Source organism: Nostoc sp., from assembly GCF_036917095.1.
Taxonomy (GTDB): domain Bacteria; phylum Cyanobacteriota; class Cyanobacteriia; order Cyanobacteriales; family Nostocaceae; genus Nostoc.
Map to the genome: position 1 here is coordinate 409,007 of NZ_JBALFH010000040.1, position 15,112 is coordinate 424,118.

General features: G+C 41.5%; 10 protein-coding genes. 6 read left to right on the forward strand and 4 right to left on the reverse strand.

The features are described from left to right. Positions 1-620: 620 nt before the first annotated feature. A complete protein-coding gene (locus V7L01_RS21375) occupies positions 621-1,349 on the forward strand; it encodes a calcium-binding protein (RefSeq protein ID WP_335038163.1) in 729 nt (242 codons plus the stop codon). Between the two features lie 342 nt (positions 1,350-1,691). On the opposite strand, the gene V7L01_RS21380 is transcribed toward V7L01_RS21375, so the two are convergent. Then, positions 1,692-1,844, reverse strand: a complete 153-nt coding sequence (locus V7L01_RS21380) for a hypothetical protein (RefSeq protein ID WP_335038166.1) — start codon at positions 1,842-1,844, stop codon at positions 1,692-1,694. A gap of 590 nt (positions 1,845-2,434) precedes the next feature. On the opposite strand from V7L01_RS21380, the gene V7L01_RS21385 reads away from it, so the two are divergent. The 5 genes from V7L01_RS21385 to V7L01_RS21405 all read left to right on the forward strand — a co-directional run bounded on the left by V7L01_RS21385 (position 2,435) and on the right by V7L01_RS21405 (position 6,284). Next, on the forward strand, positions 2,435-3,106 hold the full coding sequence (locus tag V7L01_RS21385) for a calcium-binding protein (RefSeq protein WP_335038168.1): 672 nt from the start codon (positions 2,435-2,437) through the stop codon (positions 3,104-3,106). A gap of 319 nt (positions 3,107-3,425) precedes the next feature. Beyond that, entirely contained in the window at positions 3,426-3,704 is a 279-nt protein-coding gene (locus V7L01_RS21390) for a hypothetical protein (RefSeq protein WP_335038170.1), read from the forward strand. Beyond that, positions 3,649-5,334, forward strand: a complete 1,686-nt coding sequence (gene ilvD / locus V7L01_RS21395; protein WP_335038172.1) for a dihydroxy-acid dehydratase — start codon at positions 3,649-3,651, stop codon at positions 5,332-5,334. The genes V7L01_RS21390 and ilvD overlap by 56 nt, the downstream gene beginning before the upstream one ends. Positions 5,335-5,417: 83 nt before the next feature. Beyond that, positions 5,418-5,615: a hypothetical protein gene (locus V7L01_RS21400; RefSeq protein ID WP_335038174.1), complete on the forward strand. Its 198-nt coding sequence runs from the start codon at positions 5,418-5,420 to the stop codon at positions 5,613-5,615. A 408-nt stretch (positions 5,616-6,023) separates the two neighbouring features. After that, a complete protein-coding gene (locus V7L01_RS21405; protein ID WP_335038176.1) occupies positions 6,024-6,284 on the forward strand; it encodes a hypothetical protein in 261 nt (86 codons plus the stop codon). On the opposite strand, the gene V7L01_RS21410 is transcribed toward V7L01_RS21405, so the two are convergent. The 3 genes from V7L01_RS21410 to V7L01_RS21420 all read right to left on the reverse strand — a co-directional run bounded on the left by V7L01_RS21410 (position 6,239) and on the right by V7L01_RS21420 (position 14,962). Continuing rightward, positions 6,239-6,877 (reverse strand): Uma2 family endonuclease, encoded by a 639-nt coding sequence (locus tag V7L01_RS21410; RefSeq protein WP_335038179.1) that lies wholly within the window; start codon positions 6,875-6,877, stop codon positions 6,239-6,241. The genes V7L01_RS21405 and V7L01_RS21410 overlap by 46 nt on opposite strands. 163 nt (positions 6,878-7,040) lie before the next feature. After that, complete coding sequence (locus tag V7L01_RS21415) at positions 7,041-8,957, reverse strand: sensor histidine kinase (protein ID WP_335038181.1); 1,917 nt, start codon at positions 8,955-8,957, stop codon at positions 7,041-7,043. A 122-nt stretch (positions 8,958-9,079) separates the two neighbouring features. Further along, positions 9,080-14,962, reverse strand: a complete 5,883-nt coding sequence (locus V7L01_RS21420) for a trifunctional serine/threonine-protein kinase/ATP-binding protein/sensor histidine kinase (protein WP_335038184.1) — start codon at positions 14,960-14,962, stop codon at positions 9,080-9,082. Positions 14,963-15,112 lie beyond the last annotated feature (150 nt).

Consider the following 15,112-nt stretch of genomic DNA (forward strand, 5'->3'; position numbering starts at 1 on the left):
TACATAGGTTAGTTTTTTCCCGCTAACCTACTTATTATCACTATTTTGTTATTTAGATATAGATAAAAAAACCCTACCTAAATCAAGGGTTACAGATTTTAATATGGCCAGAGAAAAAACTTAAGGTTAATTATTCTTTCTTATAGATAGAAAAAAGTAGGCTTGAGAGTTATATCATAGTCTTGTGATTCTGAGTACAGTAAAACAACCTAAAACCTATGGAATTCCGTATGAGGAAATCTGCTCGTTCCCTAGCAGCCTAGTACTGGAACCATTGGATACATAAAGCAGAAGGATATAACATGACTCTTGGCACAATATTGATGCCAATGTCATTTAATATATTCAGTGCTTCTCAAATTTTTTAAGTCTTCAGACTTAACAGCAAAGACCTGTTCCAATCAGGTCTAGTTCAGTTATATCTTCCCACTCGTTATTTCTCCATTTTGTTTTCTCGGCGTTGCTAAATAAAAGTGTGAAATTCAAAAATTTAATGTTTGAAACTGTTTCCTTGTGACTTTGGAGGAAACGAAATTCATACTATTAATCAGCAACGCCGTATTCTGATGGAAAAGTGACGAGTTAATTTTTTTACCCTCTAAGTTTAGGAGAAGCTCGTAATGGCAACTATCAGCGGTATCGATTTGGGCGATTTGGGTGGTTTAATTAATACCGGCGGCGGCGGCGGCAATATCGTGAGCGTCGGCGGCGGCGGCGGCAATATCATTAATAATGGTGGTGGTGCTAACAATACCTTTAATGGTACTAGTGGCAACGATGTCCTTGTCTTTGGTAGTGGCAACGATAGCGTCAATGGCGGAGGGGGTAACGATGTCATTAGCGCTGGTGGTGGCAACAATAACCTTAACGGTGGTGATGGCAACGATGTCCTTAGCACTGGTAGTGGCAGGGATACCCTTTTTGGCGGTAATGGTAACGATACCCTTAACGCCGGTAGTGGCAACGATGTCCTTAACGGTGGTACTGGTAACGACAGACTTGTTGGCGCTAGTGGATCTGATATTCTCACTGGAGGAGCAGGTAACGATATTTTCGAGTACAACTTAGTTTCAGATAGTCCTCGTGTCGGACGGGATATTATCACTGACTTTGCTGGAAACGGTAACTTGTCAGGCGACCAAATAGATTTATTTACCATCGATGCCAACTCCAGTGTAGCGGGCAACCAAGCCTTCACTTTTATTGGGGGTGGCGCATTCACCGCAGCCGGTCAGGTTCGTTATTCAGGAGGTGTTCTCCAAGCTAACGTTGATGGAAATCTGTCGGCTGACCTTGAGATTCGGCTTCTAGGATCGCCACAAGTAGTGGCAAGCGACTTTATCCTTTAATTTAATAAACCTGCCTTGAAAAGAAGGCAGGAAGAAAAATTCCGATAAAGTCGTGGGGAGAGGTAAGTTTAGCTTGCCTCTCCCTTTTCTAACGATCGTTATGCAAATTGATTGCTGTATTTAGGTTAAGTGACAAAATACACTCGGTTTTAATCTATCAAGGATGATATTGCTGGTAGCACATTAAATACCAACAGAGCATATTATATTTTACTGGTTGCACGCTTAAGATTAAGTTGGTAATCTCCTTAACACTTTTAATTAGCAACGGAATCACATTTAAGAAATAGAGAATTACCAATACTTGGTAACAATCGATCGTACCGCGTATACATTAAAAAATCACATAGGTAATATAATCGCAACTGTTGCGATACTGCCACGGAAGGAAAAAGATATCGGAGAATTTAAGAAGCCAAATTGTGATGCAAGGAGCGCAGCGATCGCATCGGTCAACAAAGCTTTTAACTTATTGGTTATTACTTCGTTATACATAACTACAAAAACCATCAAACAAATCTCAATTGGCAAAAGCAATCCTCTCTAAACATGGGTTTCAGATTTTATTTTGGCGAGAGTAAAAAAAGATGGTTAATTATTCTTTCTTATAGATAGAAAAAAGCAAGCTTGAGGGTTATATCATAGTCTTGTGATTCATGAGTACAGTAAAAATGTCCTAAAACCTATGCAATTCCGTAGGAGAAAATCTGCTTATTCTCTAGCAGTCTAGTACTGGAACCATTGAATACATAAGGTACAAGGATATGACATCACTTTTGGCACATTAATGCCAACATCATCAATACATCCAGTGCTTCTCAAATCTTCTCAAGTTTTCAGGCTTAACAGCAAAGACCTATTTAAATTAGGTCTGGTTCAGTTATATCTTCCCACTCGTTATCTCTCCACCTTATTTTATCGGCGTTGCTGAATAAAAGTATAAAATTCAAAAATTCAATCTTTAAAACTGTTTCCTTTACACCTTTGGGGGAAACCAAATTCATACTCTTAATCAGCAACACCGTTTTCTGATGGGGAAGTGACGAGGTTATTTTTTACCCTCTAAATACAGGAGAAACTCACTAATGGCAATTATCAACGGTACCATTTTCAATGACAACAATACCATCAACGGTTCCCCACTTATCTTTCGCCCTGCCTTAAGTGGGGGTGCTGGCAGCGATATCTTAAATGGTAATGAGGGCAGCGATATCTTAAATGGGGGTGCTGGCAGCGATATCTTAAATGGGGGTGCTGGCAGCGATATCTTAAATGGGGGTGCTGGCAGCGATACCCTAAATGGTAATGCTGGTAACGATGTCTTGAATGGGGGCGCCGGCAGCGATATCCTCACTGGCGGTGTTGGCAGCGATGCCTTGAATGGGGGTGCCGGCAGCGATATCCTCACTGGTGGTGGTGGGACTGATTCTCTCACTGGAGGAGTCGGTAACGATATTTTCGATTTCAACTCAGTTTCAGATAGTCCTACTGGTTTGTTACGGGATGTTATTACTGACTTCGTTGGAAACGGTATCTTTGCAGGCGATCAAATCGATCTATCTAGCATTGATGCTAATTCCACTGTAGGAGGCAACCAAGCCTTTACTTTCATTGGGGCTGGCGCATTCTCCGCAGTCCGTCAGGTTCGTTATTCAGGAGGTGTTCTTCAAGGTAACACTGATGGGGATCTGTCGGCTGAGTTTGAGGTTCAGCTGGTAGGAACACCAGCAGTAGTGGCAAACGATATTATCCTTTAATTTAATTAACGTCTTGTAAAAGCCCCTAACATCCTACTCCTAAGGGTTTGCTCTTAGGAGTGGGGTTCTTATTTTTGATTTATGCAAGAAGTCTAATATAGGGGCAACTGAAGCGATCGCTTTGCCAAAAAGCTAAGGGGAAAAATTCAGTTTCCATAACTTAATCCCCGAACTATAACCTCAGTATTACCCAGATATCCCTCCGCAGTTGTTTAATCCCTTTCAAATCCTTCCATACAATTTAAAAGATTTCAGAATGCGACACCTCATTACACTTCATCCCTACAATCGCTGTTACAGGCGGATGTAGGGTTTTTATATGTCCGCAATCTGTTTGGATGTTTTGCCCAGTATGATCCCACATAACGGCATAGCCCCAAGAGCGATCGCGGTAAAAATAATAGAAGTAGTAGCAGATGCCAAAACAACGCTGAGAAATAGAGAATTATCAATGCTTGGTAACGGTCGATCGTGCCACGTATACATGAGAAAATCAGGTAATACAATCGCAATACAAGCGATGAGGCACGGAAGGAAAAAAGATGTCAGAGAATTTGAGAAGCCAAATTGTAACGCAAGGGGTGCAGCGATCGCCTAATCGAGCTATGCTGCGTGCAGTTGGTTTTAAAGATGAAGATTTCAACAAAGCCATTGTCGGTATTGCCAATGGCTACAGTACGATCACTCCCTGTAATATGGGAATCAATCAACTGGCACAAAGGGCAGAAGTTGGTATTAAAACCGCCGGGGCGATGCCGCAAGTGTTCGGCACGATTACCATTAGCGATGGGATTTCGATGGGAACAGAAGGGATGAAATATTCCCTAGTGTCGCGGGAAGTCATTGCCGATTCCATTGAAACCGCCTGTACGGGACAAAGTATGGATGGTGTGCTGGCGATTGGCGGTTGTGATAAAAATATGCCAGGGGCAATGCTGGCGATCGCGCGGATGAATATCCCTGCAATATTCGTTTACGGTGGCACAATTAAACCCGGTCACTACAACGGACGCGATTTAACTGTTGTCAGTTCTTTTGAAGCCGTTGGTCAACACAGTGCTGGAAAAATTGACGACAAGGAACTATTAGAAGTTGAAAGTCGGGCTTGTCCTGGTGCTGGTTCCTGTGGGGGGATGTTCACGGCTAACACCATGTCTTCAGCATTTGAAGCGCTGGGGATGAGTTTGCCCTATTCTTCGACAATGGCAGCCGAAGATGCCGAAAAAGCCGACAGCGCGGAAAAATCAGCTTTTGTGTTAGTCGAAGCCATTCGCAAACAAATCTTGCCTCGGCAAATTATCACGCGCAAATCTATCGAGAACGCCATTTCTGTGATTATGGCGGTGGGTGGTTCGACCAATGCAGTATTGCATTTCTTAGCGATCGCCCGCGCCGCTAATGTAGAGTTAACTATAGACGACTTTGAAATTATCCGCGCCCGCGTTCCCGTTTTGTGCGATCTAAAACCAAGTGGTAAGTATGTCGCTACAGATTTGCACAAAGCTGGTGGCATTCCGCAAGTAATGAAGATGCTACTCGTGCATGATTTATTACATGGTGATAGCCTCACAATCAGCGGTCAAACTATTGCAGAGATATTAGCAGACATCCCCGAAGAACCATCCGCCAACCAAGATGTGATTCGGACTTGGAATAACCCCATGTATCCTCAAGGACATTTAGCCATTCTTAGAGGTAACCTAGCAACAGAAGGGGCTGTCGCCAAAATTACTGGCGTGAAAAAACCAGTAATTACTGGGCCCGCACGGGTGTTTGAATCAGAAGAAGCCTCTTTAGATGCAATTTTGGCGGGTAAGATTCAAGCTGGTGATATTCTAGTCATCCGCTACGAAGGGCCCAAGGGCGGCCCTGGAATGCGAGAAATGTTGGCTCCCACCTCAGCAATTATCGGTGCTGGTTTGGGTGATGCTGTGGCATTAATTACCGACGGACGCTTTTCTGGCGGTACTTACGGCATGGTGGTTGGTCATGTTGCCCCAGAAGCAGCCGTTGGTGGTGCGATCGCTCTTGTAGAAGAAGGCGATAGTATTACTATTGATGCACCCGCTCGTTTATTGCAGTTGAATATATCCGAAGAAGAATTAGCCCGTCGTCATGCCAATTGGCAACCTCCCGCTCCGCGTTACACTAAAGGCGTGTTGGCGAAATATGCCAAATTGGTATCTTCTAGCAGTCTTGGTGCTGTGACAGATTTGGACTTGTTTTAATTAAGGGAACTCCAAATAAAAAAATATTCAAATAGTTTTTGTGGGGTGGGCGACACGATAGCCCCAAGCCTTGGGCGGACAAGATGTCCACCCCACAAGATTGGATAATTTATTTGTTGGAAGTCCCTAACCTGACAACATATAGCGCAAGTTTGCCTACCTTTAACAAGGGGCTTAAGCCCCTTGTGTGGTTAATTGAGATGGTCGCTGGATTTACACCGTCCTCTACTAGTTTGTATTTAGCGATCGCCTCTAAAGAAGTTGCAAGGGCAAACTCGTAACTTACTTTGCGATCGCAAGTGTGGTAAAACAAACTGCTGTACCCAATACGGCTCGGTTAAGGGAAGAGACGCGATAAATCGCCGTCTCTACAAAGGACTGATTATTGTAAAGACGGCGATTTATCGCGTCTTTGCGATCTATAACTTTTATTAAAAAACCTTATCCGAACCGTATTGCTGCTGTACCGAAACAACTTATCAGATGAAATACTGTTGATTGCCTCTAAGTTTTGAAGCTATTGAAGAGGGATGTTTTGTGTTTATACCAGATTTTTGCTTGAATTTTATGAGTTTTGGGAAAAATATTGAAGAAGTTTCAGGAAATTTACGTAGAAGATTTGATGTCAATCGATATACTACAGAAATACTATTGACCATCAACTGCTGAAAAACCTAAAAGGGCACAAAATGAGTTCTGAATCTAATGTCAAACTGACGATCGCTCTTTCTAATCTAGACTTAGATGCAGAGGAGCAAGAACGGGAAGCACGGAATCTGCTGCGAGAAATCAAAGACTTAGATGTTGAAAGTGCTGAACTAATGTGTTCCCAGTCTAGAATGGCTCTTGGGTTGTTTTCGGTAGTCATGAGCGATCGCCTTTCTGAGAAAGCCTTAGATTTCTATCATAAATTATTCTTCACCCAATCTCGAAAATTACGCATAGTTTGACTTCTCCCAATTGTTAAACACTGCTGAACATACTCATTAACTAATTCAACAATTGGGATAGCAGGAAAATTAGGACTAGATTCAGATTTTATATATTTACCTTCTTTTAGTACAGAAATTTCTAAACCTTGTTGTGTATGTCGCCAAAGTTCAGGAACTCCCAAAATTTCATAATTTTCAAATCGAGTCCGAGAAGTAATATCAATTTCGATTGCTAAATCTGGTGGTGGGTCTATATTTAAATCTATGCGATTTTTTCCAATTACAGCAGCTTGATTTTGAATATAAAAACTGCTATCTGGTTCTACTGCTTGCCGCATTCGTTCATTTTTTAGTGTTGTAGAACCAAAAGGCTCAAAATCAATTTGAAGTATTTCTAACAAGATTTTGACTAAATCACCAATAAGTTCTTTATCTTTTTCGTGTTCTGGTAGGGGAACCATAATTTCTAACCAACCATAACTATAAGAAATACGTGCAGCACGCCTTTCTCCCATTTCTGCTAAAATATTTTCTAACTGCTGCCAACTAATATCTTTGAGCAACATTTGTTGACCAGGTTTAACAACGATTTGTTGCAGTTTTAAAAGCATATCACCTCAGAGAGTTGATGTAGTAATAATTGTATGTAGCAGATGGAATTTACAAATAAACTTTCTTAAAGTATATCGCCTCTGACCATGAGCGTAGAAATTACCCAAAACAACACATTGACATAATCTTTGGCTGTTTCAATTTGTCAGCAATTCGGAATTTTTACTTTTTACTCGTTAAAGGAATACGGATAGTAAACTCTGTTCCACATCCTGGGGTAGAATCAACTTCAATAGTTCCTGCATGTTTGTCTACAACAATTTGATAGGCGATCGCCATTCCTAATCCAATTCCTTTGCCCACAGGTTTAGTAGTAAACATGTGGTCAAATACCCGTTGTTTGATATCCTCTGACATGCCAATTCCATTATCGTGAATCTGAACGATCGCGTAATGACTTGATTTGTCAATTTGGGTTTGGAGCTTAATTTGATTAGGGTTAGTTTTAAGATCCTCGAAACTCCGTTTTTGGCTAGCTTCTTCCAGTGCATCGATCGCATTTACCAGAACATTCATAAACACCTGATTTAGCTGTCCGGCGTAGCATTCTACTAGGGGCAGATCGCCGTATTTCTTAACGATCTGAATTTCTGGTAGATTCGGTGTGGCTGTGAGACGACGGTTCAAAATCATCAGAGCGTTGTCTAATCCTTCATGAATATCTACAAATTTCATGTCTGCCTCATCGAGGCGCGAGAAATTACGCAGCGACAGCACAATTTGACGGATGCGTTTGGTTCCTACTTGCATTGATGCCATTAGCTTGGGTAAATCTTCTGCCAGAAACTCAATATCAAGGTCTTGGGCGCGATCGCGAATTTCGAGTGTAGGATTTGGGTAGGTTTGTTCATAAAGCTTTAGCAAATCGAGGATGCCTTGGCTGTATTCACTTGCATGGTTGAGGTTGGCATGAATAAAATTAGCAGGATTATTGATTTCGTGCGCCACCCCAGCCACCAATTGTCCCAAGCTAGACATTTTTTCGGTGTGGATGAGTTGAGCTTGGGTATTTTGCAATTCTTTCAAGGTTTTGCTGAGTTGCTGCGCCTGCTGGCTGGAAATCAAAGCGCGATCGCGAATCTCTTCATATAGTTGCACCTGTCGCCATGCACCAATCAACCCAATCAATAGCAATCCTCCCAAAACTGTAGCCAACAGGTTCAACGCCTGTAATGGCGATTCAATATTTTCTTTTGGCACAATTAACGCTACTGACCAATTTGCATCTCTGAGAGGAGTGTAAGCAACATAGCTCCATTTACCATCTAGTTGAACCAATTCAATATTTGTGCGTTTAGCTACCATTTTTTGACTAATTTCAACTAATCTGGGATTGCGCGAGTTCAGAAAACTCTTGGCAGCTTTTTCGGGTGTACCAATTAGTTCTGTATTGGGATGGGCGATGGGAATTCCTTGAGAATTAAGCGCAAAGGCATAGCTGCCTTTACCTTGATGTAAATTGCTGATGACCTCAAAGACCCGGTTAATTGGAATTCCTCCCATTAAAACACCTGCTGGCTTTGTACCTCTTTCGGCAGGAATCGGCGAACTAATCTGGATTTGTAACTGTTTGGTTGTGCGTCCAATAATTGGATCGGTTGCTATCGTTTCACCCGTCATACTCCGCTGAAAAAATTCTCGGTCTTTAACATTGAGATGATCTCCGTGAGTATTGATTAATGCACTATCTGATGTAGCCAATGCCATGAGCAAAAACGTTTGCAGCCGCTTCAATTCAGATTGCAAGTAAGGTTCCATCACAGTCCAATCTAGCGATCGCACCACAACAGTATTTGCTAAAGTCTTAATTTCTGTCTTCCGAATGGCTAACCAATTATCAATATCATCTTTACCTTGGTGTGTTTTTAACAGTACTTGCTCTTTCAGAATATCGAGCAACAAACCCTTAACAATTTTGTAACTAGTTATGGCTGTGGCACTAATGCTAATGGACAGAATCACCACAATTGATAACAATATTAGTTTTCGCGAACGCCATTTGAATAAGTAGTAATTTTTGTTGGTTGGGGCATACCATCGAGGATTGATTTTCAACCAGCCTTTGCGTAATTTAAACATTGTTGTCGCTTTGCTCTAAGTTAAAATTGAAAAGGCAAAAATCAAGAATGCTGAGTAAAGTAGAAAATACTCAGAACTTAGCAATATGTACGCCCCACTACGCTAAGGCAACTCAGTACTCTTCATTGTTGTTGAGTAGAGATTTGAATGACAAACTCACTGCCCTGTCCAAGTTCTGAAGTGCAAGAAAGTGAGCCACCATGTGCATCGACGACAATTTGACGAGCGATCGCTAATCCCAATCCTGTGCCTTTTCCTACAGGCTTGGTGGTAAATAAATGGTCAAATACTCGTTGCTTGACCTCCGGTGACATCCCCCCTCCATTGTCGGCAATCTTAATCAAAATGTGCTGACCTGATTCAGCTAGACGGGTTTGAATGGTAATGCAATTAGGGTTGCTTAGAATCGCTTCTAAAGTCCGTTGTGTATTGTATTCTTCAAGTGCATCAATAGCATTTGCTAATAAGTTCATAAACACCTGATTGAGTTGCCCAGCAAAACACTCCACTAGAGGTAGTTTGCCATAATCTTTAACTACCTCAATTCCCGGACGGTTTTCGTTAGCTTTTAAACGGTGTCTAAGAATAAGAATAGTGCTATCAATACCTTCGTGAATATCAAAGGGAACTTTGTAATCCTTATCTGCTCTAGAGAAGGTTCGCAGACTAGTGCTGATACTGCGAATCCGGCTAACACCCAGTTTCATCGAGTCCAGTAACTTAGGTAAATCTTCGCGTAAATAATTTAAATCTATTGCATCAATTTCGTTTTCAATTTCTGAGCCGGGATTGGGAAATTTTTCTTGGTAAAGGTTAATTAGCGCAAACAAGTCTTTAACATAATCTTTCGCTGGTTCAACGTTACCAGCAATGAAGCCGACAGGATTGTTGATTTCATGGGCAACACCTGCTACCAAATTACCAAGAGCAGACATTTTTTCACCCTGCACTAATTGCAATTGCATTGTTTGGAGTTCTTGTAAAGCTTGTTCTAATTGTTGTTTTTGCTGTTGCAGTAATTGTTGTGCTTGCTGGCGTTCGGTGATGTCTTCAGAGGTGTTAAGGATGCCAAAAACGTTTCCTTCTTTATCTTTTAAAGGAATTTTATTTGTATTCGACCACTTTTCTTTTCCGTCTGCTTGCTGCACTGTTTCGATAATGTTGAGTTCAGGTTGCCCAGACTCCATAAGCCGGCGATCGCGTGCTACAAAAAAATCTGATTGCTTACTAGTCCAAGGAAGGTCGTAGTCGGTTTTACCAATAACATTTTCTGGTATTCCCAGACTCCAAGTTTGAGTAAAATTATGGTTACAGCCTAAATAAACACTATTACGGTCTTTCCAGAAAACCGACTGGGGAATATTCTCGATAATTAACCGTAAGAATTGTTCAGTCTGTCCAAGGTTTTCTAAAGCATCTTGTGCTTGCTGATAAAGTCGGGCATTTTCTAGGGAGATTGCAGTTTGAGTACATAACAGATTAAGAACTTCGATGCGATCGCTCGTAAATGCCCCAGTAGTAAGATTATTTTCTAAATACAAAATCCCCAACAGTTTGCCTTGATACAGAATCGGCGTACACAGCAAGCTTTTGGGTTGCTGACGAATGATGTAGGGGTCAGCCATTAGCGCCGGATACATTGTTATATTAGTGATGACGGTAGATTGCAGGCTGCGTTTGACGGCGTAAATTAGGCTATGGGGAACGTCTGCGCTATCATCAACAAAAATGGACTGTAGCACGGTCGATTGCTGCCCAACTTCAGCAGTCGCCTCAACTACCAATCTACCTTCTTTAAGTAGTAGTAACGCACACTTATCTGCTCCAGCATTTTCAATCACCACTTGCAGCAACTTAGTGAGTAATTTTCCCAGTTCAATTTCACTGGAGAGAGTCTGAGAAGCTTTCATCACTGTTGCCAAATCTAGCATTACTGCTGTATTGCTGCTAGAGGTTACTGATTTATTAATGCTTGGGTGTAAGGTAGCAATGGTATCAATATTTGCGATCGTCTCATTGGGCATGAGTGGCGATCGCGTCTGTTGTAAGATGGGCGCTAGCAGTTGTGGATAACGCTGTTCTAGATCGTCAACTTTGGCTTTAGCGCCCCAGCGAGTGTAGCAATAGTAAGCATTAATCAAATACTCTTGGGCAATGCGTTCTTTGCCCCATTCTAAATAAAACTTGGCTGCAAGTTCGTTGGCGAGAGCTTCTTCGTTGATATATTCGTTTTCTTTGGCTTTCGCAATGGCGCGATCGTATGACTCGATTGCGTCCATATAATTTCTAGAAACTCTTGCCATTTCCGCAGATAACAATAGATATCGATGCAGAAAGTTTTTTGGGCAACTATCCGCCCAGGTTTTCTGGGTTTGTTGATGCTCTTGAATAATTTCCCAATATTGCTTTTTCTTCTCTAATGTGGCATTTGGATATAGGGCTATCAAACTGAGGGGATAATAGAAATGATACTGAATAATTGGAAAGAAACCAGAGTTACAACCAAGGGTTTTGTCAGCTTCTTCTGCCGCTTTAACAGCATCTGCATAGCGACCATAAAGGTACGACAATTGAATTTTGAGAAAGCAGTACCAATTAATTCCATGCTCAAAGTTATTTTTCTGCCTCCAAACTTCTATATAGGGAATATCTTCGCGATTGCGATCGTCTAATAAATCTGTGTTTTTAGATATATCTTGTAGGTTTAATAGGAACTGCCTCTGTAAACTAAATGCATACAGCATATTGGCATCATTCACCTGTTGTACGTAGCCGAGATATTTCTCAGTTTCCGCGTAGACATCTGATAAGCGATCGCCCTTAATTAACATCGCCCAAATCAGAAACGAAACTGCCCAGACACCAAACACCAAATTTCCAGTTTCTTGACAAATTTGGAATGATTCTTGAGAAAGTGGCAAATTCGTTTTTAAATGCTGGTTATAGGGATTAATGGTGTGTGCAAAGATATTATTGGTCTTATAAATAAATTGGGTGCTATTGAAGTGGCGATCGAGTTTTAGTGCTAACGTCCCGAACTCATAGGCAGTTTGATAATTTCCTTGATTTGCCAGATTCATCCCATACAAACAGTAAGCAAAACCAGAGCTTTCGGCATTGCCATATCTCAACGATAAACGGATCATTAATATAGGAGCTAACCAACTGAGATATTGAGATCCTCCCATATAAGCTGCTGCCCAAAGGTCAGCTAAAAGACTCATGCAGACCTTCCGATCTGGATCTGTCATCTCAGCCAGATCGAATAAATCTGCTACCCGAACCGTTTGAAGTTTGGCTTTTAATTCTTGAAGTTCAGTTTCGATAGCAGCTTGCTGTTCTTCAGAAGTGACTGGTAGATGCATCCCCATGATGCTCAAACCTTTCAATCCAGCTTCAATACTAGCTTCTATATCACCCTGAGTCATTTTCAGGTACATCTGAATCCGATAAATATCTACTAATTCAAAGCTATGCTTACTATTATTTAATGCGATATTAAATAATTCTTCTGCTTGGTTAAAGTTGCCAGTTAAATATTCAGACTCTGCCGATTCTCGATATAATCCAAACGTGAGTTCATAGTTTGTTTGCCAACTTTCTTCTATTAGCAGTTCTCTCCCTAATGTAAAATATTTAACGGCTGCCTTATAAGCAGTAGAGGCTTTAGCTTTCTTGCCAGCCATTAAATTTAGTTTAGCCAAATCATATCTTGAAGATTGTTGGCTAATTATGTCAATTCCCTCATTTAACTGATTAACAATATCAAAAATGTTGGCTTCAAGTGCTTCAGGCGGTGTATTCTTTAACAGTAATTGCCCAATTTTTAGATGAGTAGCTTTTCTTTGAGATTCAGGAATTAGAGAATAGGCAGCTTGTTGAACGCGATCGTGGAGGAATCGGTAACTTGACATTTGAGCAGAAGTATCTGCTTGAGCAAGAGCAACGGGTGTTCCATGACTTTCTTGATGATAGAATTTGTAAATTTCGTTGGTAGGAATAATCAAGCCATCTTGCACAGCTTTCCAAAAGTCTGCGGCTGTTTCCACCTGGGATTTTTCATGGACGATCGCTAATGCTGCTAAATCAAATTGGTTTCCTACACAAGCTGCTAACTTCAATACTTCTTGAGTTTCTGCTGACAACTTCTGGAGTTGAATTGCCATGAACTCTACGACATCATCGGTAAGGGCGAGGGAGCGCACCTGAGCAATATCACATTCCCAATAACCATCGTCAAAATTAAATGTAATTAGTCGGTCTTGATGTAGCGCTTTCAGAAATTGGGTGCTGAAGAAAGGATTGCCTTTGGTTTTGCTCAATACTAACGCTGTTAACGGTGTAGCTAAAGCTAAGGAGCAGCTCAATGTATCTGCAACCAAATGATTGATAGAAACCCGATCGAGGGGAGTTAAGGTAATCGTATTAACTGTAGCGCCTAACTTCTGAATCTCTTCTAAAGTCAGCATCAACGGATGTACTGGATTGACTTCATTATCTCGATAAGCACCAATTAACAGTAAATAGCCGATGTCAGCTTCACTGATTAACAAGTGCATTAACTTTAAAGAAGCAGAATCTGCCCATTGCAAATCATCAATAAAGATAGTCAATGGATGTTCTTTTGTCGTGAAGACTTGAGTGAACTTCAAAAACAGCGAATTGAAGCGATTTTGTGCTGCACTCCCAGAGAGTTCCGGCGCAGGAGGCTGTTTACCAATAATAATTTCCAGTTCTGGAATCACCTCAATCATCACTTGCCCGTTCTCACCCAAAGCAGAGAGAATTTTGCACTTCCACTGCTCGAATTGGGTGTCCGTTTCACTCAGCAGTTGCCGTATTAAGTCTCGAAAGGCTTGCACAAAGGCAGAGTAGGGGATATTGCGCTGGAACTGGTCAAATTTACCTTTAATGAAGTAACCCCGTTGTCGCACAATTGGCTTGTGGACTTCGTTAACCACAGCAGTTTTGCCAATCCCAGAGAAGCCTGCTACCAAAATAATTTCAGTGCTTCCCTGGCTGACTCTTTCAAAGGCATCCAGTAAGCTTTGAACTTCGGCTTGGCGACCGTAAAGTTTTTCTGGGATGATAAAGCGATCGCAAATATCCCGCTCACTTAATTGAAAGGATTTAATTGAGCCAATTTCCTGCAATTGAAACAAACATTTTTCTAAGTCAAATTTCAGCCCTAACGCACTCTGATAGCGGTCTTCAGCATTTTTCGCCATCAATTTCATTACAATGTCACAAAGAACTTGGGGAATCTCTTCTTTCCCCCTGCTTCCTAATGGTTCTGGTTGCTTGGCAATATGACAGTGAACCAACTCCATCGGATCGTTAGACGGGAAGGGTAGCTGTCCGGTAAGCAGTTCATAGAAGGTAACGCCAAGAGAGTAGTAATCACTGCGATAGTCAATTCCGCGATTCATCCGCCCGGTTTGTTCCGGGGAAAGATAGGCGAGAGTACCTTCTAAGACATTAGGACTGTGAATTTCGCGGGATTCTCTAGGTAAAAGAGAGGCAATACTAAAGTCAATCAACTTGACTTGCTTGGTTTCCGGATTAATCAGGATGTTGGCAGGCTTGATGTCTTTGTGGATAACCCGATGCCGATAGAGTCCGTCAAGAATATTGCTCAATGCGATCGCAATGTCTAAGAACTCTGTCAAATTATATTGGTTGCTCCCGATTTTTTGGTTTATCCAATCTCTGAGGGAAATGCCGCCAAAATCCTCCATTACCAAAGCGTAGCTGTTGCCGTAAGGTTCCAAGCTGTAGGGGCGAACAATACTTGATAGGTCGAGATTTTTGGCAATAGTGTACTGATTGCAAAAGTAGAGCAGTTCGCTGAAGTTGGGATACTCTTGGTGGAGCAGTTTGATAATGACCGGAAGTTCATCAATCTCTCGAATTGCGCGGTAAACCAGGGTTCTAAAGCTTGTATAAAGTTGTTCGCTAATTTGATAGCCTGGAATTTGGACGATCGGTTCAACTGCTGTACTCATTTGTATTAACTCTTCTTGAAGCTCAAGTTAAAATAGGATTTACATATTGACATAAACAACTAAATATGTTAGCGCTTTTCCTAATTGCATGAGGTACATCATAGCCCCCTCTCGAAGAGCGGGGAGGGGGTTGGGGGTGGGGTTCTTGTA

Coding starts and splice junctions, on each gene's coding strand:
- V7L01_RS21400 (WP_335038174.1), top strand. CDS start 5,418: ATGTCCACCCCACAAGATTGGATAATTTATTTGTTGGAAGTCCCTAAC.
- V7L01_RS21380 (WP_335038166.1), bottom strand. CDS start 1,844: ATGTATAACGAAGTAATAACCAATAAGTTAAAAGCTTTGTTGACCGAT.
- V7L01_RS21405 (WP_335038176.1), top strand. CDS start 6,024: ATGAGTTCTGAATCTAATGTCAAACTGACGATCGCTCTTTCTAATCTA.
- ilvD (WP_335038172.1), top strand. CDS start 3,649: ATGTCAGAGAATTTGAGAAGCCAAATTGTAACGCAAGGGGTGCAGCGA.
- V7L01_RS21410 (WP_335038179.1), bottom strand. CDS start 6,877: ATGCTTTTAAAACTGCAACAAATCGTTGTTAAACCTGGTCAACAAATG.
- V7L01_RS21420 (WP_335038184.1), bottom strand. CDS start 14,962: ATGAGTACAGCAGTTGAACCGATCGTCCAAATTCCAGGCTATCAAATT.
- V7L01_RS21390 (WP_335038170.1), top strand. CDS start 3,426: ATGTCCGCAATCTGTTTGGATGTTTTGCCCAGTATGATCCCACATAAC.
- V7L01_RS21375 (WP_335038163.1), top strand. CDS start 621: ATGGCAACTATCAGCGGTATCGATTTGGGCGATTTGGGTGGTTTAATT.
- V7L01_RS21385 (WP_335038168.1), top strand. CDS start 2,435: ATGGCAATTATCAACGGTACCATTTTCAATGACAACAATACCATCAAC.
- V7L01_RS21415 (WP_335038181.1), bottom strand. CDS start 8,957: ATGTTTAAATTACGCAAAGGCTGGTTGAAAATCAATCCTCGATGGTAT.